Source organism: Amycolatopsis sp. cg13, from assembly GCF_041346965.1.
In the GTDB taxonomy this organism is placed as follows: Bacteria; Actinomycetota; Actinomycetes; order Mycobacteriales; family Pseudonocardiaceae; genus Amycolatopsis.
This window is the reverse complement of sequence record NZ_CP166848.1, coordinates 4,022,934-4,049,286: the sequence shown is the minus strand read 5'-3', so window position 1 is coordinate 4,049,286 and position 26,353 is coordinate 4,022,934. Positions and strand designations below refer to the sequence as shown.

Here is a 26,353-nt window from a genome sequence, read left to right as displayed (position 1 = left end):
TCGAGCGTGGCGAAGCCACTCCGTTGAGGGTGGCGGAGGGGAGGAAGGCGGAGATGACCGACGACTCGGCGAAAGAACGGATCCTGTGCGCGGCGGAGGAGCTGTTCGCCGAGTCCGGCTTCGAAGCGACCCCGACGTCCCGCATCGCGGAGCGCGCCGGGGTCCCGAAGGGCCTGGTCCACTATTACTTCCGCCGCAAGTCCGACCTGCTGGCCGCCCTGGTCGACCGCTTGCCGGACGAACGCATCGAACCCGCCGCGGTCGTCGTTCCCGGCGACCTGGCGGGTTCCCTGCGCAGGCTGGTCGGCGAACTCGACCGCCGCTTCACCGGTTCGCTGGGCCTCTCGCACCTGCTGTGGCGCGAGGCCGACACGCACCACGTGGTCCGCGACGCGCTGTCCGAACGCTTCCAGCAACTGGTCCGGCTGATGCGGTCGGTGATCGTGGCCGCGACCGGAGGACGGCTCGCCGGGGCGGACATCGACAACGCGTCCGGGCTGCTTGCCCGCGCTGTTACCCATCGGCACGCGACGGCTCGGCACACCGGGGACGACCGGCCCGCGGAGTTCGACGGCGAATTGACGTTCGTGGCGAACGCGTTGTCGGCTCGTGCGGTTAAGGGGAAGCCGCCTGCCTCGGCGGTGTGAGAACCGCACCGCGGCCTTCGCGCCCGAAGCTTCCCCAATGTGGCATTGGGTGCATGCGATGCACCCAATGTGGCGTTCGGTGCGTCAGATGCACCCAATGCCACATTGGGGCGCGGTTCAGCGCGCGGGCTCGACCAGCTCGACCAAAACCCCGCCCGCGTCCTTCGGGTGCACGAAGTTCACGCGGCTGTTCGAGGTCCCGCGCTTGGCCGCGTCGTACAGCAGCCGCAGGCCCTGCGCCCGCAGCGCCTCGGCCGCGGCGTCCACATCGGACACTCGCAGCGCGAGCTGCTGCAGGCCAGGCCCGTTGCGGCCGATGAACTTCGCGATCGTCGAATCGTCCCGGGACGGGGCCAGCAGCTGGATCATCGTCTCGGTGCCCGCGGTACCGGGGGCGCGCAGCATCGCCTCGCGCACGCCCTGCTCGTCGTTCACCTCCTCGTGCGCGACCTCCAGGCCGAAGTGGTCGCGGTGGAAGGCGATGGCCGCGTCGAGGTCGGGCACGGCGATGCCGACGTGGTCGATCGCGGTCACGAACGGCTTGAGCACGGATGCGCTGGGCTCGGTGTCCATACCGGGGAGGATAAGCCCCGTCCGGCCTCGCGGAACCCCGCGTGCGCCCCCTCACACTGGCTCCATCAAGACGCGCCGGGAACCCCGTCCAGGCCGTATCGTGGGAACACTGCCAGTGCACCGATGCTTTGGAGGACGTCGTGTCCGGTTCCGTGATCCTGGGCGCTGCCCGTACCCCGATCGGGCGGCTGCTCGGCTCGTTGAAGGACTTCTCGGGAGCCCAGCTGGGCGGGATCGCGATCAAGGCCGCGCTCGAACGGGCGGGCGTCTCCCCGGACCAGGTCCAGTACACGATCATGGGCCAGGTGCTCACGGCCGGCGCGGGCCAGATCCCGGCGCGCCAGGCCGCGGTCGCCGCGGGCATCCCGATGGACGTCCCCGCGCTGACCATCAACAAGGTCTGCCTCTCCGGCCTCGACGCGATCGCGCTCGCCGACCAGCTGATCCGCGCGGGCGAGTTCGACCTCGTCGTCGCGGGCGGCCAGGAGTCGATGACGCAGGCGCCGCACCTGCTGCCGAAGTCCCGCTCCGGCTTCAAATACGGCGACACCACGCTGGTCGACCACATGGCCTACGACGGCCTGTTCTGCGCGTTCGACCAGGTCGCGATGGGTGTCTCGACGGAGAAGCACAACGCCCGCTACAGCGTCACCCGCGAGCAGCAGGACGCGTTCTCCGCGCGTTCGCACCAGCGGGCCGCGGCCGCGATCGAGGCCGGGTTCTTCCGCGAGGAGATCGCGCCGGTGTCGATCCCGCAGCGCAAGGGCGACCCGGTCGTGTTCTCCACCGACGAGGGCGTGCGCGCCGATACCACGGGCGAGAGCCTCGCGAAGCTGCGTCCGGCGTTCGCCTCGGACGGCACCATCACCGCCGGTTCGGCGTCGCAGATTTCCGACGGCGCGGCCGCGGTGATCGTGGCCAGCCCGGAGAAGGCGGCCGAGCTGGGCATCACGCCGCTGGCCGAGATCGGCGCGCACGGCGTCGTCGCCGGTCCGGACGCGAGCCTGCACGAGCAGCCGTCGAACGCGATCCTCGCCGCGCTGAAGAAGGCGAAGCTGGAGGTCGGCGACCTGGACCTGGTGGAGATCAACGAGGCGTTCGCCGCGGTCGGCCTGGTGTCGAGCGAGAAGCTCGGGCTGGACGAGTCGAAGGTGAACGTCAACGGCGGCGCGATCGCGCTCGGCCACCCGATTGGCGCGTCCGGTGCGCGGCTGGCCGTGCACCTGGTGCACGAGCTGCGCCGGCGCGGCGGCGGTCTCGGCGCGGCCGCGCTGTGCGGTGGCGGCGGCCAGGGCGACGCGCTGCTGATCCGCGTCCCGTCGGCGTAAGTTGGCCGGCCCGGACCTCGATGAGCTGGTCGGCCGCGCGCGGGAAGGACAACCGCGCGCGGTCGCCCGGCTCATTTCTCTGGTCGAGGATTCGTCGCCGCGCGTGGCGGACATCGCCGCCGCTTTGACGCCTCACACCGGCCGGGCTCGCGTCGTCGGGCTCACCGGTCCGCCCGGGGTTGGCAAATCGACGTCGACGTCCGCGCTGCTCACTGCCTTGCGCGGCGAGGGTTTGCGGGTCGGAGTGCTGGCGATCGACCCGTCGTCGCCGTTCTCCGGCGGCGCGCTGCTCGGCGACCGGATCCGGATGACCGAGCACGCCACCGATCCCGGCGTGTTCATCCGCTCGATGGCCACCCGGGGACATCTCGGCGGTCTTTCGTGGGCGACGCCGCAGGCGGTGCGTGTGCTGGACGCCGCCGGGTTCGACGTGGTGCTGATCGAGACTGTCGGGGTTGGACAGTCCGAAGTGGACGTTGTGAAACTGGCCGACACCACGGTGGTTCTGCTGGCCCCGGGAATGGGCGACGGCATCCAGGCGGCGAAAGCGGGCGTCTTGGAGATCGCGGATGTGTTCGTGGTCAACAAAGCCGACCGCGATGGCGCTGATGCGACGGTGCACGACCTGAAGCAGATGATCACCTTGGCCCGCCGCGAATTGCGCGGGCCGAGCTGGCGGCAGCCGATCGTTCGCACGGTGGCGGCGAAGGGCGAGGGCGTCGACGAGGTGGTGTCAGCGTTGCGCACGCACCACGAATGGCTTGTCGCACATGGGGAATTGGACCGCCGCCGCGCCGCTCGTGCCCGTGAGGAAGTCGCCGCGATCGCGTTGCGCCGGTTGCACGCGGAGCTGGCGGATCTCCGGCACGGCGATCGGCTGGGGGAGCTGGCAGAGCGGGTGGTGGCCGCGGAGCTGGACCCGTTCGCGGCGGCGGACCAGTTGATCGCGGAGCTGAAGGGCTAACGCTGCGCGACTTCGTACAGCGGCTTCGTCACCTTGCTGCTGAACTGCGGTCCCACCAGATACCGCGTGCAGCCCGCATCGCGCTCACACGGTTTCCCGTTCGCGGCAAAGAATCCCGCGTGCGTGTTGTCTCCGACGACCGTGCCCAGTCCGGTCGCCGGGTTGAAGTCGCGCAACCGCGGGCCGCCGCTCGAACCGCCGCCCATGACGCACGCCGTGCCCCACTGATCGGGAGAGTCCGGATAGGTGGCGGTGCCGGTCCAATGCCGTGCGGTGCCAGTGCAATACGCCAGCCGCGCCCCGGTGTACTCCGGCAGACCCTCGCGCGCCGGATCGGACGCTGCCCGCGGGTAGCCGAACTGAGTCACCTTCGCCGCGCCCGGCCGGTCGAACCCGATCTGCTGCGCGCCGACCGCGTCCTGCACCAGTTGTCCTGATTCGTTCGGGCCGAGGACCGCGAAGGCCTGGTCGTAGGTGTCGAATTTCTGCGCGTTCTGCTGATCGTTCGCGAGCCAGGTGCGGTCGGCGACGCCGAGGCGGGCGGCGAACTTCCCGTACGGCGCCTGACCGTCGTGGTAGCCGGGGATGAACATGACGTGCGCGTTCCAGGCGTTGTGCTCGCCGAGGAGATCGGTGTCGTTGAGGCAATGCCCGGCGGTGACGATCGTGCTGCGGTTCTTGCTGCGGACGACGGTCGCCGTGCAGCTCGCGTCCTCGCCGTGGTCGGTGTAGAAGAGCCGACCGATGGTCTTCGGGAGCGGATCCGGCCACGGGGCACCGTCGGGGCCGCTCTTCGGCGGATTCTGAGACGACGGCTCGGTCAGCGCGGCCAGCCGTTGCGGGGTCCAGTAGGCGAACACGGCCTGCTGTTCGGCGGCGGAGGACGCGAGCGGTTGCTGCACGGGACCGGCGGGGACGGCCAGGAGCCCGGCGACCAGTCCGGCCAGTCCCGCGGCGAGGGAAGCGATCATGAAACCGCACGGTAGGAGGCCGGTGTCAGGAACCGGTCAGGATGCGACTTTCGCCGGAAGCGCGGGCAGTTTCCCGTCCCTATACTGCGATCCTCCGTGCACTGGGAGGGAACCGGAATGAAGAAACTGCTCGTGTCCGTGCTGACCGCGTTGTCGCTGGTCGCCGTGGCTGCACCGGCTTCGGCCGCGGATTCGGCACCGCCGAAGGTCACCTCGGGGCCGTGCCAGTACACCTCGACTCCGGACGACCCCGCGGTGCGCCCGGTTTCGCTCCCGCGCGACCCGAAGCACACGCCGAACCACGGCAGTGTCGACGTCGCGGTGTTTTCCAACCAGGGCCTGCTTCCGCTGAAGCTCAACCGCGCGCAGGCTCCGTGCACTGTGCAGAGCTTCCTGCACCTGGCGGCCAACGGCTTCTACAACCAGACGACCTGCCACCGGCTCACCGCGTACCCGACGCTGAAGGTCCTGCAGTGCGGCGACCCGTCCGGCACCGGCGAGGGCGGCCCGGGCTACAAGTTCCGGGACGAACTCCCGACGACGCTCCCGCCCGCGCCGTCCGACCCGACGGGCAAGCGCCGGACGTACGCGCGCGGACTGCTGGCCATGGCGAACGCCGGACCGGACACGAACGGCTCGCAGTTCTTCGTGGTGTACGGGGATTCCAGCCTGCTGCCGAACTACACGGTCTTCGGCACGGTCGGCTCGGCCGGCCTGCGCACCCTGGACCGCGTCGCGGCGGGCGGCATCCAGCCGGACGCGGACACCCCGCCGGGGAAGACGCCGGTGGACGGGAAACCGGTGCGGAAGACGGATCTTGAGCTGGTTTTGCCGCTCTGCCTGTTCTGCGGTCGCTGAGCAGGGCGGGTCGCGCGCGGCCGGTTGATCAGGCGCGCGACCCGAACTGGACCTGTGTGGTGCTTCTTCGCGGGGCCGATGAGCATCGAGGCGTCGGCAATTGACGGGCGCAGGTGACCAGAACCAGGCCAGGTGCCGCACTTCTCCGAGGACGCGGGGATCACCCGCTTCCCCCATGCCGCGGCAACCGCGCGGTAGCCGCCTCTCGTCGCCAGCTCCCGGTCGTTCGGCGAGCCCGTCCCGCATGCCCACGTCTCCGCCGAACCGGTCGCCTCCTCCTGCGTCTGCACGAGGAGGCGGGAATTCAGCTGCGGGTGCTCTCGAACCTCTGGCCGTTCTGGGACGCGGTGACCGCCAGCACGGCGGGGTTCAGCGGCATCCGGCTCCGCAACGCTCGGCCGCGGCCCTGACTGGCCCACGCCACCCGCCCCGAACTGGACCACCCCGTTAGGCCAATCCCGATTAGCGTGGGTGGCATGACGAAGCGAATCGCGCTCGCCACGGGCGGGTTGTATCAAGCGATGTCCCACCTGCAGGGCGAGGTGAAGAAGGCCAGCGCGAACGCCGGGCTCGACGAGAAGCTCATCGAGCTGGTCAAGATGCGCGCGTCGCAGATCAACGGGTGCGCCTTCTGTCTCGACATGCACGCGGCGGAGGCCGTCGCGGCCGGAGAATCGCCGCGGCGGCTTTTCGTGCTCGAAGGGTGGCGCGAGACGGAGCTGTTCACCGAGCAGGAACGCGCCGCGCTCGCCTACACCGAGGCGATGACTCTGATCTCGGACCACAAGGACGTCCCCGAAGACGTCTACGCCGAGGCCGTCCGCGTGTTCACCGAGGACCAGTACCGCGCGCTGGCGTGGTGCGTCGTGGTCATCAACACCTGGAACCGGCTCATGGTCGCGAGCCACGCCCCGCTGCCGGAGCGTGCGGAGTGAGCGCCGAGAAGCTGCGGGCGTTGCATGTTCCCGGGAAGCCGTTGATCCTGCCTAACGCTTGGGACGCGGATACCGCGCAGGCGGTGGAAGCGGCCGGATTCCCCATCGTGGCAACGAGTTCCGCGGCGGTCGCGGCGGCGCTCGGGCAGTCGGACCACGAGGGCGGGTCCGCGGACGAGATGCTCGCGGCGGCCAAGCGGATCGTGGATGCGGTGTCGGTGCCGGTGACGGTCGATGCCGAGGCTGGATATGGCTTGGCGCCAGCCGATCTTGCTGCCCGGCTGAAGGAAATCGGTGCGGTCGGCTGCAATATCGAGGACACCGATCACGGCAAGGGCAGTCAGCGACCGGCGGCGGAACAGGCGGAGTGGCTCGCTGGGCTGCGCCGGGCGGCCGGTGACGGGCTCGTCGTCAACGCGCGGGTGGATTCGTTCCTCGGCGCACCGGACGAGCAGGCGGTGCTCGACGACGCGGTGGCTCGCGGGCGCGCGTACCTTGAGGCCGGCGCGGATTGTGTGTACCCGATTCTCGTGCGTTCGCCGGAAGTGCTGGCCGAATTCGTCCGTCAGGTGGGCGGTCCGGTCAACGCTTCGGCGCTTCCCGGTGGTCCGGGTCTGGCCGGGCTTGCCGAACTGGGGGTAGCCCGGATTTCCCTGGGGGCCGGGTTGTGGCGGTATCTGCGCGGAGTGCTGGAAAGCACGCTCGGCGGGATCGCGCAGGGGAAGCTGCCGTATTGAAAAAACCGCTGGGTGCCGCGGCGAAAGCGGCACCCAGCGGTTTCAGCGGGGCAAACTCAGTGCTGCACGGCCTTTTCCGCGCCAGCGCCGGTGAGCGCCCGTACTTCCATTTCGGCGTACTTCGCCTTGTCGTGTTCCTTCGACAGGATCGTGCCGAGCCAGCCGAGGACGAACGCGATCGGAATGGACACCAGGCCCGGGTTGTCGAGCGGGAACCAGTGGAAGTCGACGCCCTGCAGCATCGACGCGCTCTTGCCCGTCTTCGGGTCGACCGGCTTCCCGGAAACGGCGGGCGAGAACACGATGAGCACGATCGTCACGATCAGCCCGCCGTAAATGCTCCACAGCGCGCCCTGGGTGTTGAATCGCTTCCAGAACAGCGAGTACAGAATCGTCGGCAGGTTCGCCGAAGCCGCCACCGCGAAGGCCAGCGCCACCAGGAACGCGACGTTCTGCCCATTCGCCAGAATGCCGCCGAGAATCGCGACGATGCCGATCACCACCGCGGTGATCCGGGCGACCCGGACCTCCGAACCGGTGTTGGCCTTGCCCTTCTTCAACACGTTCGCGTAGACGTCGTGGGCGAACGAGGCGGACGCGGTGATCGTCAAACCCGCCACCACGGCGAGGATCGTGGCGAACGCGATCGCCGAGATCAACCCGAGCAGCACCGGGCCGCCGAGGTTCAGCGCGAGCAACGGCGCCGCGGAGTTCACGCCGCCCGGTGCCTTCTTGATCGCGTCCGGTCCGACCAGCGCGCCCGCGCCGTAGCCGAGCACCAGGGTGAACAGGTAGAACACGCCGATCAGCACGATCGCCCACACCACCGAACGACGCGCCTCGCGCGCGGTCGGCACGGTGTAGAAGCGCATCAGCACGTGCGGCAGGCCCGCGGTGCCCAGCACCAGCGCGATGCCGAGGGAGAAGAAGTCCAGCTTCGTCGTGCCGTTGGTGCCGTACTGCTTGCCCGGCCCGAGCAGCGCTTCGCCGGCGTGGCCCGCCTTGTCGACCGCGCCCTGCAGCAGCGCGGAGAAGTTGAAGCCGTACTTGCCGAGCACCCACAGCGTCATCGCCAGCGCGCCGACGATCAGCAGCGCCGCCTTGATGATCTGGACCCAGGTCGTGCCCTTCATGCCGCCGATGAGAACGTAGGCGATCATGATCACGCCGACCACCGCGATCACCAGCGACTGCGCGGCCTTGCCCTCGATGCCCAGCAGCAGCGCGACCAGGCCGCCCGCGCCCGCCATCTGCGCCAGCAGGTAGAAGAACGACACCACGAGCGTCGAAACCGCCGCCGCGGCGCGCACCGGGCGTTGCCGCATCCGGAACGCCAGCACGTCGCCCATGGTGAACTTGCCGGTGTTGCGCAGCAGTTCCGCCACCAGCAGCAGCGCGACCAGCCACGCCACCAGGAAGCCGATCGAGTACAGGAACCCGTCGTAGCCGTACACCGCGATGGCGCCGGCGATGCCGAGGAACGACGCCGCCGAGAGGTAGTCGCCGGAGATCGCGATGCCGTTCTGCGGGCCGGTGAACGCGCGGCCGGCCGCGTAGTAGTCGGACGCGGTCTTCGTGTTGCGGCTCGCGCGGAACACGATCACCAGGGTGATGACCACGAACAGCGCGAAGATCGTGATGTTGAGCGTCGGGCTGCTGCCCTCGACGCTCGCCGCGAGCGTGCTCACGCGCCCTCCTTAGCCGGATTCTCGATGTCGTCCTTGATCCGCTCGGCCAGCGGGTCGAGCTTCTTGTTGGCGTAGCGCACGTACAGCCACGTGATGAGGAACGTGGAGACGAACTGCAGCAGCCCGAAGAGCAGGCCGACGGTGAAGTTGCCGGTGATCTTCGTGCTCATGAACCCGTGCGCGTAGTCGGCGAGCAGGACGTAGAGCAGGTACCAGGCGAGGAACAGTCCGGCCATCGGGAACACGAACCGGCGCAGCCGGCCGCGGAGTTCGCGGAACTCGGCGCTGTCGTGCGCCTGCTCCCAGATCGTGTCCGGCGGCGCGCCGGACGGGTCGCCTGCGCTCATGGGATCTCCCTTGTGCGACGCTGCGGATGTGGTGCGCGACACAGTAGGGAGGACTCCGAGCCAGCGGAACCGTCAGCGGCTCAAACGCCTCGCCGCACGACGAACGGTTGACGAACGGTCACCGGGCGTGGACGAAGGGCGTTCGTCGAGGTGCAGGCGCAGCATCGCGGCCCCGGCCCAGGACGGTGGGCGCCCGCGCAGTGACACCGTGATCATCACGCCGAACGCGAGCGGTACTGACCAGGGTGCCGGTTGCGAGACCAAGATCGCCACCCAACCCTGCATCGCGGGTCCGGCCAGCGCAAACAGGATTGACCCGGATGAGGCAGCCAGCCCGGTGAGCACGCCGGCGATCGCACCGGCCGCGGTGAGCCGCTGCCACCAGATGCCGAGCACGAGCAGCGGGCAGAACGTGGACGCGGCGACGGTGAACCCCCACGTCACCAGCACTCCGGCGTCAAGCCGCGCGGACGGCAGCGCGAGCAGCACCATCGCGATCGCGGCGAACACGACCGTCACCCGCAGGCGACGCAGGCCGCCGGGCATCAGGTCGTAGGCGAGCGCACCGGACATCACCAGCAGCAATCCCAGTGACGTAGCCAGAAACGCCGCGAACGCGCCCGCGGTGAGCAACGCGGTGAACAACTGCCCGGCCCAGCTGTGATCGACTTGTGAGGGCAGCGCGACGACCACGGTGTCGGTGTTGCCGGACAAGTACAGCTGCGGGACGAGCACCCGGCCGAGGACGCCGTAGATACCGGGGAAGAGGTAGAAAACCCCGAGCAGCGCCACGGTTATCGCGGCGGTGCGACGCGCGGCGCGGCCGTCCGGGCTGGTGTGGAAGCGCATCAGGACATGCGGAAGGCCCATCGTGCCGAGGACGGTCGCGATGAGCACCGCCCACGTGCCGAGCAGCGGGTAGCCCTTGTCGATCTCCAGCAGCGGCCGCTGCCACTCCGGCCCGCCGAGCGCGACCTCTCCGCTGACGCCGGGGACCTGCGCACCGGCGGCGAAAGTGAGCTGTTCTCCCTTGTGCACCACCAGTTGTCCCGACGGGACGGTGCCGCGGTTCTCAATCGCGGTGGGTTCGCGGAAGGTGAGCGTGACGTCGTGGTCGAACTGCACCGGAGTGGCGTGCGAGAAGCGGGTGAACTCGACCGGCGTGAGGCTGGCGTCGCGGGTTTCGGAGCCGATGTGGAGCACCAGCCACAGTGCGGGGACGAGGAACAACACGAGTTTCAGGAAGAACTGGAACGCCTGAACGTACGTCGCCGCGCGCATCCCGCCGAGCGCCAACGTGACGCTGACTGCGGTGCCCGCGATGACCACGCCTACCCAGTACGGAGTCCCGCCGACCGCGGTGAGCACTAGCCCGGCTGTTCGGAATTGCGGGACGACGTAGATAGTCCCGATCACCAGCACGACCACCGCGGCGAGACGGCGTAACGCGGGTGAGGCGAGGCGGGCTTCGGCGAAGTCGGGGACGGTGAGTGCGCCGGATCTCCGCATGGGCGCGGCGACGAGGACCAGCATCGCGACGTATCCCGCGGTGAAGCCGACCGGGTACCAGAGCGCGCCGACGCCGTCCTTCACCATCAGCCCGGCGACGCCGAGGAATGACGCGGCGGAGAGGTATTCGCCGGAGACCGCGGCGGAGTTGACGAAGGGCGAGATCCGCCGGGACGCCACGAGGAAGTCAGACGTCGTGCGCATGGCGGCGACCCCGCGCACGCCGATGAGCAGCGTGACGAGGACGACCGGGGCTACCGCGAGCGCGATGTCCATTTATCCGCTCACGCCCGTCCGTTCCGCTCCGGCTGCGTCCCCAATGTGGCGTTGGGTGCGTGGGACGCACCGAACGCCACATTGGGTGCGTGGGACGCACCGAACGCCACATTGGGTGCGTGGGACGCACCGAACGCCACATTGGGTGCGTGGGACGCACCCAATGCCACATTGGGGCGCTGCGGGCCTTCGGCTCACCGATCGTCCTCGATCTTCTCCGCGCGGCGCAGCTGCCACCACGAGAGCCCGGCCAGCACCGGATACGGCAGGACCGCGATCAGCAGCCAGGACAGCGGAATTCCCCACACCCGCACGCTGTCGAGCGACGGCGCGAGCGAGAACAGCACCGGCAAACCCAGCACCAGCACGAACATCGCGACCAGCGCGGGGATCCCGCGACGGCGCTGGATCCGGTACAGCACGGCCGCGCGTTCCGCTTCCGGTGCGCGCAGGCGGGGCATGCGCCAGCGACCGCGTTCGAGCCGCCGTGATCGGGCGAGCCTGGTCTGCGGGCTGGTGACGGCGACGCGTTTGGTGCGGCTCATCGGAGGGCCTGCGCAACCCTCGTGAGTGGCGATGCCGGTTCTAACCGGTATAACCACTCGCGACACCCAGCCACGCGCGTCACCGGGTGCTCCCGAGTTGCCCGCGTTGTGCCGCCTCCAGCAACCTGTCGCGAAGATCCCGCGCGTGCCGTCGGCTGACCGGCACATCGCCAGCCTCGGTGTGTGCCAGCAGCCCGCCCGTCGTGTCGCTCCGCAGTTCCAGCACCGCACTCACCGCGAGCAGGAATCCGCGGTGTACCCGGGTAAATCCGGTGCCTTCCCAATATTCTTCAAGCCGCGAGATCGGCATCCGCACCGGATGCACGCCGCCGCGCGTGTGCAGCCGGACGTAATCGCCGTTGGCTTCGGCGAATAGCACATCATCACGGCGGACGTACCGAGTCCGGCCGCCGGAATCCACTGGCAGCGCGGCCATCGCGTCCGGTGAGGACTTCCGTCGGCCGCTCGGCACCAACCGGGTCACCTTCGCCAGCGCGGCGGAAAGCCGTTCCGTACGCACCGGTTTGAGCAGATAATCCACCGCACCAATGCCGTACGCGGCCACCGCGTGCCCGTCGTGCGCGGTGACAAAAACGATCACCGGCGGCTCGGACAGTTTCGCCAGCAGCGTCGCGAGTTCCAGTCCGTCCAAGCCGGGCATGGAAATGTCGAGGAAGACCGCGTCGAAATGGTCTGCCTGCAACAGTTTCAGTGCCTTCAACGCATCGCTCGCACCGACGACCTCGCCGACTTCCGGTGCTTCGCGCAGCATCCGGCACAGTTCGTCCAACGCCGGCGCGAGATCGTCGACCGCCAGCACTCGCAGCCCGCTCACGGCAGCACCCCCGGCTGGAATCGCGGCACTCGCAGGACGACCCGGGTGCCTTCGCCGACCGCCGTTTCCACCGTCAGCCCGTACCAGGCCCCGTAGACTGTGCGCAGTCGTCTGTCCACATTGGCCATTCCGAGTCCGGTGCCGTCGCCGCTGCCCGCGAGGATGGCGGCGGCGCGTTCGGGCTCCATGCCGACCCCGTCGTCCTCGACGCTGATCACGCAGTCGTTCCCTTCCGCCTGTCCGTGCACCTGGACGAGCCCGGTGCCCGACCGCGGCTCGATGCCGTGCCGGATCGCGTTTTCCACGAGGGGTTCGAGTACCAGGTACGGCACCGCCACCGCAAGCACTTCCGGCGCGACGCGCACCTGCACCTTGAGTCGTTCGCCCAGCACTGCTCGCTGCAGCGCGAGATACGTTTCCACCGCGCGGAACTCCTCGGCGACGACGGTGTACTCGCCGTGCCGCGACAGGCTGTAGCGGGTGTAGTCGGCGAAATCGAGCATCAGATCACGCGCGCGGTCCGGTTCCGACCGGACGAACGAGGCGATGACGGTGAGCGCGTTGTACACGAAGTGCGGCGACATCTCCGCCCGCAGCGCTCGAAGTTCAGCCTGCGCGGCCTGGTCCGCCGAAGCTTCGAGCCGACCCCGTTCCAAAGCCTGCACCACGAGGTCGGAAGCCTGCCGTGTCACCGCACTGGATACCTCGCCAACCAGCAGCAACGCGCCTGCCAGTTCGTCGTGGACGTGCAACGGAACAGCCGTCACACCGCCCGCGGTTATCGGCTCTTCCTGGTGCAGCACGTCGTCCAGAATTCGGGACACCGCATCGTCGGCACCGGGTCGGCCGGACCACATCAAGGTGCCGGACAGATCGGAGAGCCCCAGCCCGGCGACGTCGAACAGCCGCCGCAGACCGTGTGCGGCGCGTCGGGCGCGGACTCCGGAAAGGCCGTCCTTCAGGTCGTCGGCGACTTTCCGCGCCGCGCCGAGCACGCCGACGGCGTCCGGGCGGGAGCGCCACGGCAGCCGGGCACTCTCGGTCATCGACGAGCCTCCCCTCGGGTACCTGGGGGAGTAGATACTAGCCGGGAAGACGGCGAAGGGGACTTTCCGTGCGGAAAGTCCCCTTCGGTCGGAGCAGAGATTAGCAGCTCTGCTTGTAGAAGTACTGGGAATTCGCGTCCAGGTCGTCCTTGGTGATCGAGTGCAGCTGCGCGGTCAGGTCCCGCTCGGTCGGCTTGCCCTCGAGCGCGGCCACCGCCTGGTCGACGCCCTTGGTGCCGATCTGCGCCGGGTCCTGCGCGATGAGTGCCTGGTACTCGCCCTTCTTCAGGCCGTCCACTTCGGACGGGCTGGCGTCGAAGCCGACCAGGTTGACCTTGCCGATCTTGCCCGCGTTGCGCAGGCCGGTCGCCGCGCCCTCGCCGGTGTTGAGGTTGGTGGCGAAAATGCCCACGAGGTCCGGCGTCGAGACCAGCGCCGCGGTCACCTTCGCCGCGGCCTGGTCCGGTTCGTTCTTGGTGAACTGGATGCCCGTCGACTTGAGGTTCGGGTGGTTCTTCAGTTCGTCCTCGAAGCCCTTCGCGCGGGCCGCGGTGGTGGACGTGCCCGCGATGGTGTCGAGGATCAGGACCGAACCCGGCTTGTCGCCGACGAGCTTCGCCATGGTCTGCGCGGCCAGTTTGCCGCCCTCGGCGTTGTCCGAGGAAACCGACGACACCGCGACGCTCTTGTCCTTGAGCGAAGTGTCGACCTCGACGATCTTCGCGCCGCGGTTCTTCACCAGCTGGATCGGCGCGAGCATCGCCTGGTCGTCAGTCGGCGCGACGAGCAGCGCGGCGGGCGGGTTGGAACCCATCGCGTTGACGATCGGAGTCTGCATGGCCGCGTCGAACTTCTGCGGCGCCTGGGTGGTCAGTTCATAGCCGAGCTTCTTCGCTTCGGCCTCGGCGCCGCACTGCATCGAGATGTAGAACGGCTCCGCCTGCACTCCCGGCACCAGCGCCAGCTTCTTGCTGTTCGCCGAGCTGCCGCCGGGTTTGTCCCCGGACCCGCTCTGCCCGATCTGCCCGGTGCCGCACGCGGTCACCAGCATCGCCGCGGACGCGAGAGTCCCCGCGGCGAGGACGGTTTTGCTGAACTTCATCGTAAGCACCTCTTTGTACTCGGGGACCGATTCAGCGGGAGTTGCGCTTGCGGCGGCGGCGCTGGTCGAACCACACCGCCGCGATCAGGACCGCGCCGATCGCGATGTACTGCCAGTAGTCCTGCACGTGCGTGATGTTCAAGCCCTTGTTCAGCACCGCCGGGATGAACACCCCGATCACCGTGCCCAGCATCGAACCGACGCCGCCGAAAAGGCTGGTGCCGCCCATCACCGTCGCGGAGATGGCGTTCAGGTTGTCGTTGGTGTGCGCCGAGATCGTGGTCGAGTTCTGGTACGCCAGCGACATGAAACCCGCGATTCCGGCCAGGAAACCGGTCAGCAGGTACACCTTCAGCAGGTGCGCGGTCACGCCGATGCCCGCCCGCCGCGCCGCCTCGGCGTTCGATCCGACCGCGAAGGTGTAGCGGCCGAACCGCGTGGTGTGCAGCAGCCACGCGCCGATCAGCGTGATCACCACGGCCACCAGCACCAGGTTAGGAATCCCGCCGAACGACGTGCCGTAGCCGAGGGTCTGGTTCAGCGCAGTGGGCACGCTGCGCACGTCCGACCCGCCGTTGAGCAGGTACGACACGCCGAGCGCGGCGCCCATGGTCCCGAGCGTGACGATCAGCGGCGGGATGCCCGCCACCGCGATCAGGAACCCGTTGATCAGGCCCCAGATCGTGCCCGCGAGCACCGCCGCGACGAGCCCGGCCGTGATGACGCTCCCCCCGGCGTGGGTGGCGTCGCCGCCGCTGAGCGCTTCCATGGTCTTGCCCGCGACCATGCCGGCGAAGATCAGCACCGACCCGACGGAAAGGTCGATGCCGGAGGTGATGATCACGAACGTCATGCCGACCGAGAGCACCAGCAGCACGGAGGTTTCGTTCAGCAGCGTCTGGAAGGTGAACAGGGTCGCGAACTGGCCGGGCGCGAGTGCGGTGAAGACCGCGATCAGCGCGATCAGCACCAGCGCGATCCAGAACGTGTTGGCCCCGACGAGCCGCTTTCCCAGCGGCGGCTTGACGAACTCGTCGTCCACAGTGGCCTGGATGTCCTTGACCGGTGCGCTCATACCGCCTCCTCCTGGACCAGCGCGCCGGTCATCGCCGCGACCAGATCCTCGAGTTTCGTGTCCGCACCGGCGAACCGGGCGACGCGCCTGCCCTGCATCAGCACCTCGATCCGGTCCGAAACCGAAAGCACGTCGGGCATGTTGTGGCTGATCAGCACCACCGCGATGCCCTTGTCCCGGACCTTCTTGACCACGTCCAGCACCCGTCCGCGCTGCCGCACGCCCAGCGCCGCGGTCGGTTCGTCCATGAACACGACCTTCGACGCCCACGCCACCGACCGGGCTACGGCGACGCTTTGCCGCTGCCCGCCGGACAACGAGCCGATCGGCACCTCGGTGCTCTGCAGCTTGACGCCAAGCTTCTCGAACTCGGTGACCGCCTGCCGCCGCATTTCCGCCTTGTCGAGCATGCCGAGCTTGCCGAGGATGCCCTTGCGCGGGATTTCCCGGCCCAGGAACAGATTCGCGGCCGGGTCCAGCTCCATCGCGACAGCGAGATCCTGGTACACCGTCTCGATCCCGGCCCGGCGCGCGGCCACCGGCGAATCGAAATGGACTTCCTCGCCCTCGAGCAAGATCCGGCCCGACGTCGGCTGTTCAGCCCCGGACAGGCACTTCACGAGCGTGGATTTGCCCGCGCCGTTGTCGCCGATCAATGCGGTCACCTCGCCCGCGCGCGCCTGGAAAGACGCGCCGCCCAAGGCTTCCACCGATCCGTAGTGCTTGGTCAGGTCCACCGCTTCGAGCAGGATCTCGCTCATCGGCGCTAACTCCCTTCGGGGGCGGGCGGGCGGCAGCGGATGACAGTGAGCGAGCCGGACAGCTCGGTCTGGCCCGCGGAGAACGGCACCGCGTAGGTGTCGCCCTTGGCCACCGGGAACTCGCCGCCGTGCTCGGTGCGCAGGGTGCCCTCGCCGTCGAGCGCGACGAGCACGCTGAACGACGGGTCGAGAGAGAAAGCGTTGCCGGACAACTGAATACGGTCGGCGCGGAAGAACTCCGCCGAACCCGGCGCGAGCAAGTCCACTGTGGTCGCTTCGTCGCCGGAGGTGTGCTTCACGATCGTCTTGAGCCGGTCTTCGTCCCAGCCCGAGGTGTCGAGCGTTTCGATCGCGGTGTCGAAGCCGATCCCGAGGTGGCCCTTTTCCGGCGAGGCAAGGAAATCACGCCATTCCAGGGTCAGCGAGAAGTCAGTCGGCTGCTGCAGTTCGACCACGAACACGCCCTCGCCGATCGCGTGCGGCAGCCCGGCCGGAATGTAGACCGTGTCGCCCGCCTGCACCGGGATGCTGTTGAGCGCGCCCAACATGCTCGGCGCGTCCTGTTCGCGGGTCCATTCGGCGACGGTGTCCTTGCTCAGCGTCTCCCGGAAACCCGGGTACACACGCGGATCGTCGCCGTAGGTGCCGACCACGATCCACGCCTCGGTCTTGCCGAAGTGCGAGTCGAAGTGCTTGTGGGCGAACGAATCCGTCGGGTGGAAGTGCACCGGCAGCCGCTGTCCGGCGTCGAGCAGTTTGACCAGCAGGCCGGTCGAGTCGCCGAGCTTGGCGACGTGCGCCGCGCCCAGCCACGCGTCCGGGTCGTCGCCGACCGCGTCGCGCAGCCAGATCCCGCTGGGCAGCTTGGTGAGACCGTTGGTCTCCTGGCCGAACATGGTCGTGACGGAACCGACCCAGTCCTCCGGCCCGAATTTCGAGTCGGTGCCGGTCGCGCCGCGCAGCGCGGCGATGGCGTCGCCGCCCCGGTAGAACTGCGGCGGCTGGTTGGCCGGGAGCGCGACCGGCTCGAGGTGCTTGGTCACAGGGCGGCCTCACCGGAACCGCGGGCGACTAGGTGCACGGGCAGAACTACCTTTCTCGGGGCGGACTGATCTCCCTGGATCCGGGCGAACAGCAGCTCGGCCGCTGCGTGCCCGAGGGCGCTGACGTCGTGGGCGATCACGGTGACCGGCGGGTCGAGCAGGTCCGCCAGCTCGAAATCGTCGAAGCTCACCAGCGCGGGCCTGCGCTCGGAATGCGCGAGCGCACGCAGCAGGTGCACCGCGACCCGGTTGTTGCCCGCGATCACGGCGGTGGCCGGATTCGGCCCGCCGATCAGCTTGCGCACGGCGTGGCCGACGGTTTCCGGCGTCGGCGTCTGCATCGCCACGAGGCTCTCGTCGTAGGAGATCCCGTTGCGCACACAGCCTTCGCGGAATCCGCGGAGCCGTTCGGCGGCGGTGAAGATGTCCGGGCTGTCGCCGAGGAACGCGATCCGGCGGTGGCCGTGGCGCACGAGGTGGCCGACCGCCTCGATGGTGCCGCCGAGGTTGTCGACGAGCACGGTGTCGGCCACGATGTCGCCGGCCGGGCGGTCGAGGAACACCACCGGCGTGCCCGCGCGCATTTCCGGCACGAGATATCCGTGCTGCAGCCCGGCGGGCACGATCAGCAGCCCGTCCACGCGCCGCGCGCAGAACTCCAGCGACAGCTCGCGCTCGCGGTCGGAGTTCTCGCCGGACGACCCGGTCAGCACGTGTCTGCCGAACGACGTCGCGATCCGTTCCACCGCGCGGTTCAGCTCGGAGTAGAAGGGGTTGCCGACGTCCTCGACGACCAGGCCGATGGTGCCGGTGGTCGAGCCGCGGCGCAGGTTGCGGGCGCCGAGGTTCCGGCGGAACCCCAGCTGTTCGATCGCGGCCACCACGCGCTCGGCGGTGTCCGGATGCACCGCGGGCTCGTCGTTGACGACCCGCGACACCGTTTTGATGCTGACGCCGGCCAGCCGGGCCACATCGCTCATCGTGGCCCGCCTGCTGGCGGGGCGGGGAAGTCCGTCCGCGTCCCGGCCCGAGTGAGACAACGTTGTCATAATGCGGGGGATTGGACACCATCCGGCGGCTCGGTGTCAATGCTTGCTCCTTCGCGCTGCCCGCTTCGACGAATCCGCTGGTGCGGATGGTGGACATCGTTGTCTCGAATCGGACAGGCTCTCACCTCGGTCTTGACGATCCGGTGAGCCATTGCCGAAGGTAGCCCGCATCGACGGTGCGCGACAAGGTTGTCATCGATGCCTCGACGGCTGGTGACGGCGGATTCGCGCCGGACAACTGGAGAGGCGATGGCGATGGCGCGAGCGCGCTGGAGAGCCGGACTGATCTTCCTGACATCCGCGGTCGTGGCGGCGGCAGCGCCCGCTGCCCCCGCACTGGCCGATCCCGCGGCGAGCGCCGCGAAGTCCGCCGACTTGGCGAAGTGGGTGAACCCGTTCGTCGGCACCCGGCCCGGCGGCGCGGACCACGGAACCGGCGGCGGCGCGGGCAACACCTTCCCCGGCGCGGTGGCGCCGTTCGGGATGGTGCAGTGGAGCCCGGACACGAAGAAATCCCAGCCGGGCGGCTATTTCTACGACGACAACACGATCACCGGGTTCAGCCTCACGCACCTTTCCGGCGCGGGCTGCACCACGTATCAGGACCTGCCGTTCATGCCGTACGTCGGCGAGATCAGCACGTCGCCCGCGACCGATCCGGGCCACTACACCTCGACCTTCTCGCATCAGAACGAGCACGCGACCGCCGGCGCTTACGACGTCGCCCTCGACAACGGTGCGAAGGTCGAGCTGAGCGCGACGCAGCGCACCGGTTCCGGACGGTTCACCTACCCGGCGGGCGCGGCGTCCACGTTGCTGGTCAACACTTCCGGCTCGGTCAACGGCACCGACGACGCGTCGATCAGCATCGGCAAGGACACCATCAGCGGCTGGGCGACCAGCGGCCGGTTCTGCGGCGCGAAGGACTCGTACCGGGTCTACTTCTCGGCGAAGTTCGACACTCCGTTCGAGTCGGTCGGGACGTGGAAGAACGGCGCGGTGACGCCGGGCAAGACCGCCGAGACTGGCGGAGCCAAGGCGAAGGTCGCGCAGCCCAACGGCATCGGCTCCTCGATGGCGCGCCCGGCGGCGGCGAAACCGCAGGACACGACGGTGAGCGGCCCGGGCAGCGGCGGGTACGTGACGTTCCCGAACCTCAACGGCGCGCAGGTCAACGTCCAGGTAGGACTGTCCTTTGTGTCAGTCGACGGGGCGAAGGCGAACCTGAAGGCGGAGAACAACGGCAAGAAGTCGTTCGACGCGATGGCCGCGTCGGCGCGGCAGGCGTGGAACGACCAGCTCGGCAAGATCCAGGTCAGCGGCGGCAGCGACGCCGACACCACGACGTTCTACACCTCGCTGTACCACTCGCTGATCCAGCCGAATGTCTTCTCCGATGTGGACGGTCGCTATCCCGGCTTCGACGGCCGGATCCACCAGGCCGAACGCGGCCACGCGACGTACACCAACATCTCCGGCTGGGACATCTACCGCTCTGAGGTCCCGCTGCTGGCCACGATCGCGCCGAAGCAGACCTCGGACCTCGTGCGCTCGATGATGGCGTTCGCCGAACAAGGCGGTTCGTGGGACCGCTGGACGGTGGCGAACGACTACACCGGCGTGATGAACGGGGATCCGTACCACATCATCGTTTCCAGCGCCTACGCGTTCGGCGCGCGTGACTTCGACGCGCAGAAAGCGTTGCTGCTCATGATCAAGGGCGCGACGCAGCCGACGCAGGGCTACACCGAACGGCCGGGCCTGCAGGACTACCAACGGCTCGGCTACGTGCCCGGCGCGGCGGCGGACACCCTGGAATACACGAGCGCCGACTTCGCCATCGCCCAGTTCGCGAAGCGGCTCGGCGACAGCGCCACGTACACCACGTTCATGAAGCGCGCGCAGAACTGGCAGAACCTCTACAACCCGGGCAGCGGACACCTGCAGCCGCGCAACTCGGACGGTTCGTTCTCCGCGAATTACGACCCGGCCAGCTCGCAGGGATGGGTCGAGGGCAACGGCGCGCAGTACGACTGGATGGTCCCGTACGACCTCGGCGGTCTCGTGACGGCGTTCGGCGGCACCACCGCTACGCAGTCGCGTTTGGACACTTTCTTCACGAAGCTGAACGCCGGAACCCATGAGCCGTATGCGTTCCTGGGCAACGAGCCGAACTCGAACGCGCCCTACGTGTACTCGTTCGCGGGTGCTCCGGCGAAGACGCAGAACATCGTGCGCCGGGCGATGGACGAACTGTACAACCCGCGTCCGGAAGGTCTGATCGGCAACGACGACCTCGGGCAGATGTCGTCCTGGTACGTCTGGTCCGCGCTCGGCGTCTACCCGGAGATCCCGGGCCGCGCCGAAACCGTGCTGACCACGCCGCGCTTCGCGCACGCCGAGGTGACCACCGGTTCGGGCAAGAAGATCACCGTCAACGCTCCCGGCACCGGTGAGTACACCAGCAGCCTGAAGGTGAACGGCAGTGCGGCAAGCAAGGCATGGCTGTCGGAAGGATTGATATCTCAGGGCGGCAAGCTGGACTTCACTCGGTCGGCCACTGCCACTTCATGGGGTGCTGCAGCGGCTGACGCGCCGCCGTCGTTCCGCGAGCAGGAGAAGCCGAGTCTGTCCTTTGTGGATCCGGCACGCGCCGTGGTACCCGCTGGCACGACCTCGACCGCTTCGGTGGGCGTGCAGGATCTGTCCGGCACCGCCAAGACCTGGACCTATTCCGCGGGTAGCGCCGACGGCATCACGCTGTCGCCCGCGACTGGTTCCGTCCAGGTCCCGGCGGCCGGAAAGGGCCACGCTCAGGTGACGGTGAGCGTTCCGGCAGGCACTTCCGACGGTCCGCGCCGGATCCCGGTCACCTTCTCCTCGGCGGGCCTCGCGGACGTGCAGGCGGTGCTGACCGTCCTGGTGGCGAAGCCGAACAGCTGGCTGGCCACTGTGGACAACACCGGTCTCTCGCCGGACGCGAACTCGGCCGCCGGGAACTTCGACGGCGGCGGCTGGAGCTACTCGGCGGACGCGCTGGCCAAGGCCGGCGCCAAACCGGGCAGCACGGTGTCGAGCGACGGGCTGAACTTCACCTGGCCGTCGTACCCGGTCGGCGACCCGGACAACGTCGTGGCCGCCGGTCAGACGATCAACCTGTCCGGTTCGGGACGGCTCGCGCTGCTCGGCTCCGCCAGCAACGGCAACGCCCAGGGCACGCTCACCGTCACCTACACCGACGGCAGCAAATCCACCGCCGCCGTCGGATTCTCCGACTGGACCCTCGGCGGCGGCGGAGCGCAGCCGGCGTTCGGCAACCGGATCGTCCTGTCCACCCCGTACCGCAACTCCGCGGGCGGCGACCCGCAGCAGATCCGCACGATGGTGTTCGCCACCGCGCCGATCACGCTGGACGCGGGCAAAACCGTCGCGAGCGTGACGCTGCCGAGCGGCGTCAGCGGCGGCGACCTGCACGTGTTCGCCATCGCCGCGGGCTGACCTTCCGTGAGGGGAACCCTGAGGGAATCAGATTCCCTCAGGGTTCCCCTCACGTACTTTCCCAGAGGAGTCTCATGAGGAGCAGGGTTTTGGCGAGCGCGGTGGCGCTCGCTGTTACCGCGGCCGCGCTCACGCCGGTCGCGGCTGAGGCGCGTCCGGCCGATCCGCTGGACGCGGTCAACACGTTCATCGGCACGCAAGACGAGGGCAACACTTTCCCGGGTGCGTCCGCGCCGTTCGGCATGGTGCAATCCAGCCCGATCACGACGCACTACGCGGGTTATCTCTATACCGACACGGCAATCCGAGGCTTCGGCCATTTCTTCCTATCCGGCGCGGGGTGCTGGGAACAAGGCGGCCTGGTGTCGATGCTGCCCACCACCGGCGAAATTGGCCCGGGCGCGGCGTTCGACACGAGCAAGCCCGCCACCTTCGACCAAGCCAAATACGCCGCGCCGTACACGCACGAAGGCGAAGTCGGAAAACCCGGCTACTACAAGGTGCATCTCACCGGCTACGGCGGCATCGACGTCGAAACCACCGCCAGCACGCGCAGCGGCGTCGAGCGATACTCCTTCGATAAATCCGGCCCAGCCAACGTTTTCGTGAACGTCGGACAGGCCAATGCGAAGGAACCGGTCAGCGGCAGCAGCGTCCGGATCGTCGACGACCACACCATCGCGGGCACCGTCGAATCGCAAGCCTTCTGCGGCGGAAAGCCCTACACCACTTACTTCACCACGAAATTCGACCAGCCCTTCTCTTCCTACGGCACCTGGTCACCAGACGGTGGCACGCCAGGAAGCCGCTCGGCACAAGGCGGTGCGGGCCTGCGCGGCGCGTGGCTGACCTTCCCGAAGGGCGGCCAAGTCACTGCCACCACGTCGATTTCCCAAGTGGACGCTCGCGGCGCGGACGTGAACCTGGCCGCCTCCCGCGTCCGCCCGTTCGATGCCGTCAAGAACGACGTCCAACGTGACTGGCGCCGCGAACTGTCCAGTGTGGACATCACCGGCGGCACCCCAGATGACCGCACGGTCTTCTACACCTCGCTCTACCACGCCTTCCTGCAACCGCTCACCGCGAACGATGCCGACGGCCGGTACTACGGCTTCGACAAAAAGATCCACCGCGCGATCGGCTGGACGTACTACGACTTCTTCTCCCTTTGGGACACTTACCGCTCGCAGAACCAGCTGCTGGCCCTGCTGAAACCGGACAGGGCCAAGGATGTCGCGAAGAGCATCCTCGCCATCCACGACCAAGGCGGCTGGCTCCCGCGCTGGGCGTACGCGAGCCAGGAAACGAACACCATGACTGGAGATCCAGTCACGCCATTCCTGGTCGACCTGTGGCGCTTCGGGGCGTTGAGCGGCGACGAAATGCACGCGTACCAAGCATTGCTGCAGAACTCCCGCGAAATCCCGCCCGCGTCGTCACCGTTCCAAGGCCGTTCCGGCAACGCGAGTTACCAGGCCGACGGATTCGTCCAATACGACCCGAACTTCCCGAAGAAGGGCCAGGACACCGATCCAGCACACGGCGCATCGGCGACCCTCGAATACGCCCTAGGCGACTGTTCCCTCTCCGTGATGGCCTCCGCACTCGGCCGGAAACAGGACGCGAAACAGCTGGCGGCCAAGGGCCGGACGTACGCGACGCTGTGGGACTCGTCGGTGACCGACCGCGGCTTCACCGGCTACTTCCGCCCGAAGGTGACCGGCGGCAGCTGGTACACCCCGGCCGACGGCCCGTACAGCCCGCAAGGCCAGGACGGGTTCCATGAGGGCACCGCGTGGCAGTACCAGTGGCTGGTGCAGCAGGACGTGCCCGGCCTCGTCGCGAAGATGGGCGGCGCGGCCAACGCCGGTAAGCGGCTCGACGACTTCTTCGCTTACGACGACCTCGTGAAGGACCCGGCGAAAACCGCGCACGAAAAGTGGGTCGTCGGGCCGTACGACTATTACAAGCAGTTCCGCTATAACCCCAACAACGAGCCCGATCTCCACTCGCCGTGGATGTACACGCTCACCGGACAGCCATGGAAGACCTCCGCGGTGGTGCGGGCCGCGCACACGCTGTTCACGAACGCCCCCAACGGCGTCACCGGAAACGACGACCTCGGCACCATGTCCGCCTGGTACGTCTTCAGCGCGCTCGGCCTCTACCCGGCCGTCCCGGGCACTGGCAACTTCGTGCTCAACGCGCCGCGGTTCGCCAAGTCCGTGCTGCATCTGCCCAACGGCCGCGACTTCACCATCAACGCGCGCGGCGCCAGCGGGGCGCAACTGCAGTACGTCTCCGGGCTGCGCGTCAACGGCACGGCGTCGGACAAAACGTTCGTCAGCCTGGAACAACTGCGCCGCGGGTCCACTCTGGACTTCTCGCTGACCGGCGACGCGCCGCAGGCCACGTGGGGAACGTCACGCTCCTCCGCGCCGGCTTCTCCTTGTGCCGGTTAGTAATCGCCGCAGGACAGTCGGTGAAGGCCGCCTCCCGGATCTTGGGATCGGGAGGCGGTCTTTCCCGTTAACCGGGCATTTCCCGCCCGTTTCCGCCCACTGTCCGCAATTGGTGCAGACCAATGCGCGGATCGCTCGTGACCAGAGTCACGGGCCCCGGTGTTCCGGTGAAGCCGGTCACGCCTCACACTGGTCTCATACCCGTTCGACAGTGCTGTTGACGCCAGGCGGTTTCCGTCCGCCTTGGACAGTCCGTCGGACGTGTTTTTTGTGTGTGCAGTCAGCACGCACCAGGTGACGCACAGGAGGATGTCGTGTCCAGCAAGGCCGCTCTCGTGTTCCGCGTGGCCGCAGTCGCCGAGGCTCTGTCCTGGCTCGGCTTGCTGATCGGGATGTTTCTCAAGTACGTCGTCGGCGCCTCTAACGAGGGCGGCGTGCCCGTCCTCGGCATGGTGCACGGCGTCGTCTTCGCCCTGTACGTGATCGTCTCCCTGTCCGTGGCGAAGCCGCTGGGCTGGCGGGGCAAGACCCTGGTGCTGGCGCTGCTCGCGAGCATCCCGCCGCTGTTCACCTGGCTGTTCGAGAAGTGGGCGCTGCGCAACGGCAAGCTCGACGGCCCGCAGCGGCTCACCCACGGCGGCGTCGGCCTCTTCGTCCGCGCGCAGGAGCCGGTCAGCGTCTGATCTTCCGATTTTCCCGAAGGGCCCGTGCGAACCGCGCGGGCCCTTCGTGCGTTACGAGGTGAAATCGCCCGCGGATTTGCGGACCTTGGTGAGCAGTTCGGTCAGCTGCTCCACCTGCCGCTCGGTGAGCCCGGTGAGCCCGAAGTCGATGCCGGTGACCGCGGCGGTGGCGGTTTCCCGCAGCGCGCGGCCGTCGTCGGTGATCTCGACGAGCGTGGTGCGCCGGTCGGTGGGATGCGGCACGCGCTTCACGAGCCCGTCGCGCTCGAGCCGGTCCACTATGTTGGTGACGCTGGTGGGATGCAGCTGCAGCCGTTCGCCCATCACCCGCATCGGCAGCCGCGCGTTGCGGGAGAAGGTGAGCAGCACGAGCGCCTCGTAGCGGGCGAAGGTGAGGCCGTGCGGCTTGAGAGCGCCGTCGACCGCCGACTGGATGATCTGCTGCACCCGCATCACACCGGTGACCGCGGCCATGGTTCCGGCCGGGCCGATCCGGTCTTCCCACAGCTGCGCGGCACGGGCGATCGGATCGAACGGCAGCGGACGGTTCATGGCAACCGAAGCTACCAGCGGGTACCCCGGTCGTGGGGGTCGCCCTGCGAGAACAGGGAAGGAAGTCGACATGATCGTCGCGTTCAGCGTGAGCCCCTCGGCGGGAGAGCCGGACGGCGGAGTCAGCGAGGCCGTCTCGCGCGCGGTGAAGGTGGTGCGCGAATCGGGGCTGCCGAACTCGACCAGCTCAATGTTCACCGAGATCGAGGGGGAGTGGGACGAGGTCATGGCGGTGGTGAAGAAGGCGGTGGAAGCCGCGGGAGAGGGCTCGGCGCGCGTCGGTCTGGTGCTGAAGGCCGACATCCGCCCCGGCTACTCCGGTCAGCTGGCGGCGAAGGTCGAGCGGGTCGAAGCGCACCTGCGCGAGGACTGAGCTAGGGAATCGGCGGTGTGAACGCGACTGTCCAGCGTCCCTTGGCGCTGGTCACCGCGAGCCGGTAGCTGAACTGCTCGCCCGCGCCGGTCTTCCCGCGCACGACGGCTGCGGTGGGGGAGTGTTCGTCCGGTGAGAGCTGCACGGAGATGTCGCGCGCGTTGCCGTCTTTGAGGACGCCGACGTAGTCCTTGGCGAGATCGTCGCCGCCCGAGCCGGGGACGTCGAAGAGCCCGGCCAGCGCGTCCGCGTCCCGCCCGCTCAGCGCGGCCGTGAGCTCCGTGCGCAACTCTGGCGGGGACGCCGCGCCGGGCGGGTCTTGGTGCGCGACGGTCACCGTGATGCTGGCGACCCACGCCACCGCCACCACGACGGCGGCGGCCACCGTGACGTTGCGCCGGCTCAGCATTCTCGGCCTCCTCGTTGTCCTCGCGGAGAGCATGCCTCAGGGGCGTGCGCATGCCAAAAGCGAACCTCGGGACTGCCGCTGAACTCT

26 protein-coding genes are annotated in these 26,353 nt (G+C 68.5%); 11 read left to right on the top strand and 15 right to left on the bottom strand.

Annotated elements, in window-relative coordinates; genetic code table 11:
* The first annotated feature begins 53 nt into the window (after positions 1–53).
* Positions 54–647: a TetR/AcrR family transcriptional regulator gene (locus tag AB5I40_RS18455; protein WP_344269704.1), complete on the top strand. Its 594-nt coding sequence runs from the start codon at positions 54–56 to the stop codon at positions 645–647.
* A gap of 117 nt (positions 648–764) precedes the next feature.
* Here the strand turns inward: AB5I40_RS18455 and mce are convergent, their stop codons facing one another.
* Positions 765–1,220: a methylmalonyl-CoA epimerase gene (mce, locus tag AB5I40_RS18450; protein ID WP_370939745.1), complete on the bottom strand. Its 456-nt coding sequence runs from the start codon at positions 1,218–1,220 to the stop codon at positions 765–767.
* 140 nt (positions 1,221–1,360) lie between these two features.
* Here mce and AB5I40_RS18445 point away from each other — a divergent pair, with 140 nt between their 5' ends.
* Together AB5I40_RS18445 and meaB are read left to right on the top strand one after the other, a co-directional pair.
* A complete protein-coding gene (locus AB5I40_RS18445) occupies positions 1,361–2,548 on the top strand; it encodes an acetyl-CoA C-acetyltransferase (RefSeq protein WP_370939744.1) in 1,188 nt (395 codons plus the stop codon).
* Between the two features lies 1 nt (position 2,549).
* The gene (gene meaB, locus AB5I40_RS18440; RefSeq protein ID WP_370939743.1) at positions 2,550–3,512 is read left to right on the top strand and encodes a methylmalonyl Co-A mutase-associated GTPase MeaB; all 963 of its coding nucleotides are present in this window, start codon (positions 2,550–2,552) and stop codon (positions 3,510–3,512) included.
* Here the strand turns inward: meaB and AB5I40_RS18435 are convergent.
* Positions 3,509–4,483: a serine protease gene (locus AB5I40_RS18435; RefSeq protein ID WP_370939742.1), complete on the bottom strand. Its 975-nt coding sequence runs from the start codon at positions 4,481–4,483 to the stop codon at positions 3,509–3,511. The two genes, meaB and AB5I40_RS18435, sit on opposite strands and share 4 nt — an antisense overlap.
* Before the next feature lie 117 nt (positions 4,484–4,600).
* On the opposite strand from AB5I40_RS18435, the gene AB5I40_RS18430 reads away from it, so the two are divergent.
* From AB5I40_RS18430 to AB5I40_RS18415, 4 genes are all read left to right on the top strand, one after another.
* Positions 4,601–5,341 (top strand): peptidylprolyl isomerase, encoded by a 741-nt coding sequence (locus AB5I40_RS18430; RefSeq protein ID WP_370939741.1) that lies wholly within the window; start codon positions 4,601–4,603, stop codon positions 5,339–5,341.
* Positions 5,342–5,454: 113 nt separating this feature from the next.
* On the top strand, positions 5,455–5,751 hold the full coding sequence (locus tag AB5I40_RS18425; RefSeq protein WP_370939740.1) for a DUF6886 family protein: 297 nt from the start codon (positions 5,455–5,457) through the stop codon (positions 5,749–5,751).
* 66 nt (positions 5,752–5,817) lie between these two features.
* Positions 5,818–6,276 (top strand): carboxymuconolactone decarboxylase family protein, encoded by a 459-nt coding sequence (locus AB5I40_RS18420; protein WP_370939739.1) that lies wholly within the window; start codon positions 5,818–5,820, stop codon positions 6,274–6,276.
* The gene (locus AB5I40_RS18415) at positions 6,273–7,013 is read left to right on the top strand and encodes an isocitrate lyase/phosphoenolpyruvate mutase family protein (RefSeq protein ID WP_370939738.1); all 741 of its coding nucleotides are present in this window, start codon (positions 6,273–6,275) and stop codon (positions 7,011–7,013) included. Before AB5I40_RS18420 ends, AB5I40_RS18415 begins: the two co-directional genes overlap by 4 nt.
* A 56-nt stretch (positions 7,014–7,069) precedes the next feature.
* Here AB5I40_RS18415 and AB5I40_RS18410 read toward each other — a convergent pair whose 3' ends face one another.
* The 11 genes from AB5I40_RS18410 to AB5I40_RS18360 all read right to left on the bottom strand — a co-directional run bounded on the left by AB5I40_RS18410 (position 7,070) and on the right by AB5I40_RS18360 (position 18,220).
* The gene (locus AB5I40_RS18410; RefSeq protein ID WP_370939737.1) at positions 7,070–8,701 is read right to left on the bottom strand and encodes a cation acetate symporter; all 1,632 of its coding nucleotides are present in this window, start codon (positions 8,699–8,701) and stop codon (positions 7,070–7,072) included.
* Positions 8,698–9,048, bottom strand: a complete 351-nt coding sequence (locus tag AB5I40_RS18405; RefSeq protein WP_344269732.1) for a DUF485 domain-containing protein — start codon at positions 9,046–9,048, stop codon at positions 8,698–8,700. The genes AB5I40_RS18410 and AB5I40_RS18405 overlap by 4 nt, the downstream gene beginning before the upstream one ends.
* Positions 9,049–9,120: 72 nt before the next feature.
* The gene (locus tag AB5I40_RS18400) at positions 9,121–10,833 is read right to left on the bottom strand and encodes a cation acetate symporter (protein WP_370939736.1); all 1,713 of its coding nucleotides are present in this window, start codon (positions 10,831–10,833) and stop codon (positions 9,121–9,123) included.
* Between the two features lie 194 nt (positions 10,834–11,027).
* Positions 11,028–11,378, bottom strand: a complete 351-nt coding sequence (locus AB5I40_RS18395) for a hypothetical protein (protein ID WP_354739064.1) — start codon at positions 11,376–11,378, stop codon at positions 11,028–11,030.
* Between the two features lie 79 nt (positions 11,379–11,457).
* Positions 11,458–12,213 (bottom strand): LytTR family DNA-binding domain-containing protein, encoded by a 756-nt coding sequence (locus AB5I40_RS18390; protein WP_344269743.1) that lies wholly within the window; start codon positions 12,211–12,213, stop codon positions 11,458–11,460.
* On the bottom strand, positions 12,210–13,259 hold the full coding sequence (locus AB5I40_RS18385) for a sensor histidine kinase (protein WP_370939735.1): 1,050 nt from the start codon (positions 13,257–13,259) through the stop codon (positions 12,210–12,212). The genes AB5I40_RS18390 and AB5I40_RS18385 overlap by 4 nt, the downstream gene beginning before the upstream one ends.
* A 100-nt stretch (positions 13,260–13,359) precedes the next feature.
* Positions 13,360–14,361 (bottom strand): ABC transporter substrate-binding protein, encoded by a 1,002-nt coding sequence (locus AB5I40_RS18380; protein ID WP_370939734.1) that lies wholly within the window; start codon positions 14,359–14,361, stop codon positions 13,360–13,362.
* Between the two features lie 31 nt (positions 14,362–14,392).
* Complete coding sequence (locus tag AB5I40_RS18375; protein WP_370939733.1) at positions 14,393–15,436, bottom strand: ABC transporter permease; 1,044 nt, start codon at positions 15,434–15,436, stop codon at positions 14,393–14,395.
* A complete protein-coding gene (locus tag AB5I40_RS18370; RefSeq protein ID WP_370939732.1) occupies positions 15,433–16,197 on the bottom strand; it encodes an ATP-binding cassette domain-containing protein in 765 nt (254 codons plus the stop codon). Before AB5I40_RS18370 ends, AB5I40_RS18375 begins: the two co-directional genes overlap by 4 nt.
* Before the next feature lie 5 nt (positions 16,198–16,202).
* Positions 16,203–17,240 (bottom strand): class I mannose-6-phosphate isomerase, encoded by a 1,038-nt coding sequence (locus tag AB5I40_RS18365; protein WP_370939731.1) that lies wholly within the window; start codon positions 17,238–17,240, stop codon positions 16,203–16,205.
* Positions 17,237–18,220, bottom strand: coding sequence for a LacI family DNA-binding transcriptional regulator (locus AB5I40_RS18360; RefSeq protein WP_344269759.1), 984 nt, complete (start codon positions 18,218–18,220; stop codon positions 17,237–17,239). Before AB5I40_RS18360 ends, AB5I40_RS18365 begins: the two co-directional genes overlap by 4 nt.
* A 267-nt stretch (positions 18,221–18,487) precedes the next feature.
* Here AB5I40_RS18360 and AB5I40_RS18355 point away from each other — a divergent pair, with 267 nt between their 5' ends.
* The 3 genes from AB5I40_RS18355 to AB5I40_RS18345 all read left to right on the top strand — a co-directional run bounded on the left by AB5I40_RS18355 (position 18,488) and on the right by AB5I40_RS18345 (position 24,932).
* On the top strand, positions 18,488–21,787 hold the full coding sequence (locus AB5I40_RS18355; RefSeq protein WP_370939730.1) for a GH92 family glycosyl hydrolase: 3,300 nt from the start codon (positions 18,488–18,490) through the stop codon (positions 21,785–21,787).
* 74 nt (positions 21,788–21,861) lie between these two features.
* Positions 21,862–24,249, top strand: a complete 2,388-nt coding sequence (locus AB5I40_RS18350; protein WP_370939729.1) for a GH92 family glycosyl hydrolase — start codon at positions 21,862–21,864, stop codon at positions 24,247–24,249.
* A 314-nt stretch (positions 24,250–24,563) separates the two neighbouring features.
* Positions 24,564–24,932 carry a DUF3817 domain-containing protein gene (locus AB5I40_RS18345; RefSeq protein WP_370939728.1) on the top strand — a complete coding sequence of 123 codons (369 nt, stop codon included), beginning with the start codon at positions 24,564–24,566 and terminating at the stop codon, positions 24,930–24,932.
* Positions 24,933–24,983: 51 nt separating this feature from the next.
* Here the strand turns inward: AB5I40_RS18345 and AB5I40_RS18340 are convergent, their stop codons facing one another.
* Positions 24,984–25,484, bottom strand: coding sequence for a MarR family winged helix-turn-helix transcriptional regulator (locus tag AB5I40_RS18340; protein ID WP_370939727.1), 501 nt, complete (start codon positions 25,482–25,484; stop codon positions 24,984–24,986).
* Positions 25,485–25,554: 70 nt separating this feature from the next.
* Between AB5I40_RS18340 and AB5I40_RS18335 the strand changes: the two genes are divergently transcribed.
* Positions 25,555–25,857: a thiamine-binding protein gene (locus tag AB5I40_RS18335; RefSeq protein WP_344269774.1), complete on the top strand. Its 303-nt coding sequence runs from the start codon at positions 25,555–25,557 to the stop codon at positions 25,855–25,857.
* Between the two features lies 1 nt (position 25,858).
* Here AB5I40_RS18335 and AB5I40_RS18330 read toward each other — a convergent pair whose 3' ends face one another.
* Positions 25,859–26,266, bottom strand: a complete 408-nt coding sequence (locus AB5I40_RS18330) for a hypothetical protein (protein WP_370939726.1) — start codon at positions 26,264–26,266, stop codon at positions 25,859–25,861.
* Positions 26,267–26,353 lie beyond the last annotated feature (87 nt).

Bases quoted from the DNA above. Each gene is read 5' to 3' on its own strand.
- AB5I40_RS18420 (WP_370939739.1), top strand. From the start codon at position 5,818: ATGACGAAGCGAATCGCGCTCGCCACGGGCGGGTTGTATCAAGCGATG.
- AB5I40_RS18435 (WP_370939742.1), bottom strand. From the start codon at position 4,483: ATGATCGCTTCCCTCGCCGCGGGACTGGCCGGACTGGTCGCCGGGCTC.
- AB5I40_RS18395 (WP_354739064.1), bottom strand. From the start codon at position 11,378: ATGAGCCGCACCAAACGCGTCGCCGTCACCAGCCCGCAGACCAGGCTC.
- AB5I40_RS18385 (WP_370939735.1), bottom strand. From the start codon at position 13,259: ATGACCGAGAGTGCCCGGCTGCCGTGGCGCTCCCGCCCGGACGCCGTC.
- AB5I40_RS18430 (WP_370939741.1), top strand. From the start codon at position 4,601: ATGAAGAAACTGCTCGTGTCCGTGCTGACCGCGTTGTCGCTGGTCGCC.
- AB5I40_RS18360 (WP_344269759.1), bottom strand. From the start codon at position 18,220: ATGAGCGATGTGGCCCGGCTGGCCGGCGTCAGCATCAAAACGGTGTCG.
- AB5I40_RS18400 (WP_370939736.1), bottom strand. From the start codon at position 10,833: ATGGACATCGCGCTCGCGGTAGCCCCGGTCGTCCTCGTCACGCTGCTC.
- AB5I40_RS18335 (WP_344269774.1), top strand. From the start codon at position 25,555: ATGATCGTCGCGTTCAGCGTGAGCCCCTCGGCGGGAGAGCCGGACGGC.
- AB5I40_RS18355 (WP_370939730.1), top strand. From the start codon at position 18,488: ATGCCTCGACGGCTGGTGACGGCGGATTCGCGCCGGACAACTGGAGAG.
- mce (WP_370939745.1), bottom strand. From the start codon at position 1,220: ATGGACACCGAGCCCAGCGCATCCGTGCTCAAGCCGTTCGTGACCGCG.
- AB5I40_RS18405 (WP_344269732.1), bottom strand. From the start codon at position 9,048: ATGAGCGCAGGCGACCCGTCCGGCGCGCCGCCGGACACGATCTGGGAG.
- AB5I40_RS18350 (WP_370939729.1), top strand. From the start codon at position 21,862: ATGAGGAGCAGGGTTTTGGCGAGCGCGGTGGCGCTCGCTGTTACCGCG.
- AB5I40_RS18340 (WP_370939727.1), bottom strand. From the start codon at position 25,484: ATGAACCGTCCGCTGCCGTTCGATCCGATCGCCCGTGCCGCGCAGCTG.
- AB5I40_RS18380 (WP_370939734.1), bottom strand. From the start codon at position 14,361: ATGAAGTTCAGCAAAACCGTCCTCGCCGCGGGGACTCTCGCGTCCGCG.
- AB5I40_RS18455 (WP_344269704.1), top strand. From the start codon at position 54: ATGACCGACGACTCGGCGAAAGAACGGATCCTGTGCGCGGCGGAGGAG.
- AB5I40_RS18375 (WP_370939733.1), bottom strand. From the start codon at position 15,436: ATGAGCGCACCGGTCAAGGACATCCAGGCCACTGTGGACGACGAGTTC.
- AB5I40_RS18330 (WP_370939726.1), bottom strand. From the start codon at position 26,266: ATGCTGAGCCGGCGCAACGTCACGGTGGCCGCCGCCGTCGTGGTGGCG.
- AB5I40_RS18370 (WP_370939732.1), bottom strand. From the start codon at position 16,197: ATGAGCGAGATCCTGCTCGAAGCGGTGGACCTGACCAAGCACTACGGA.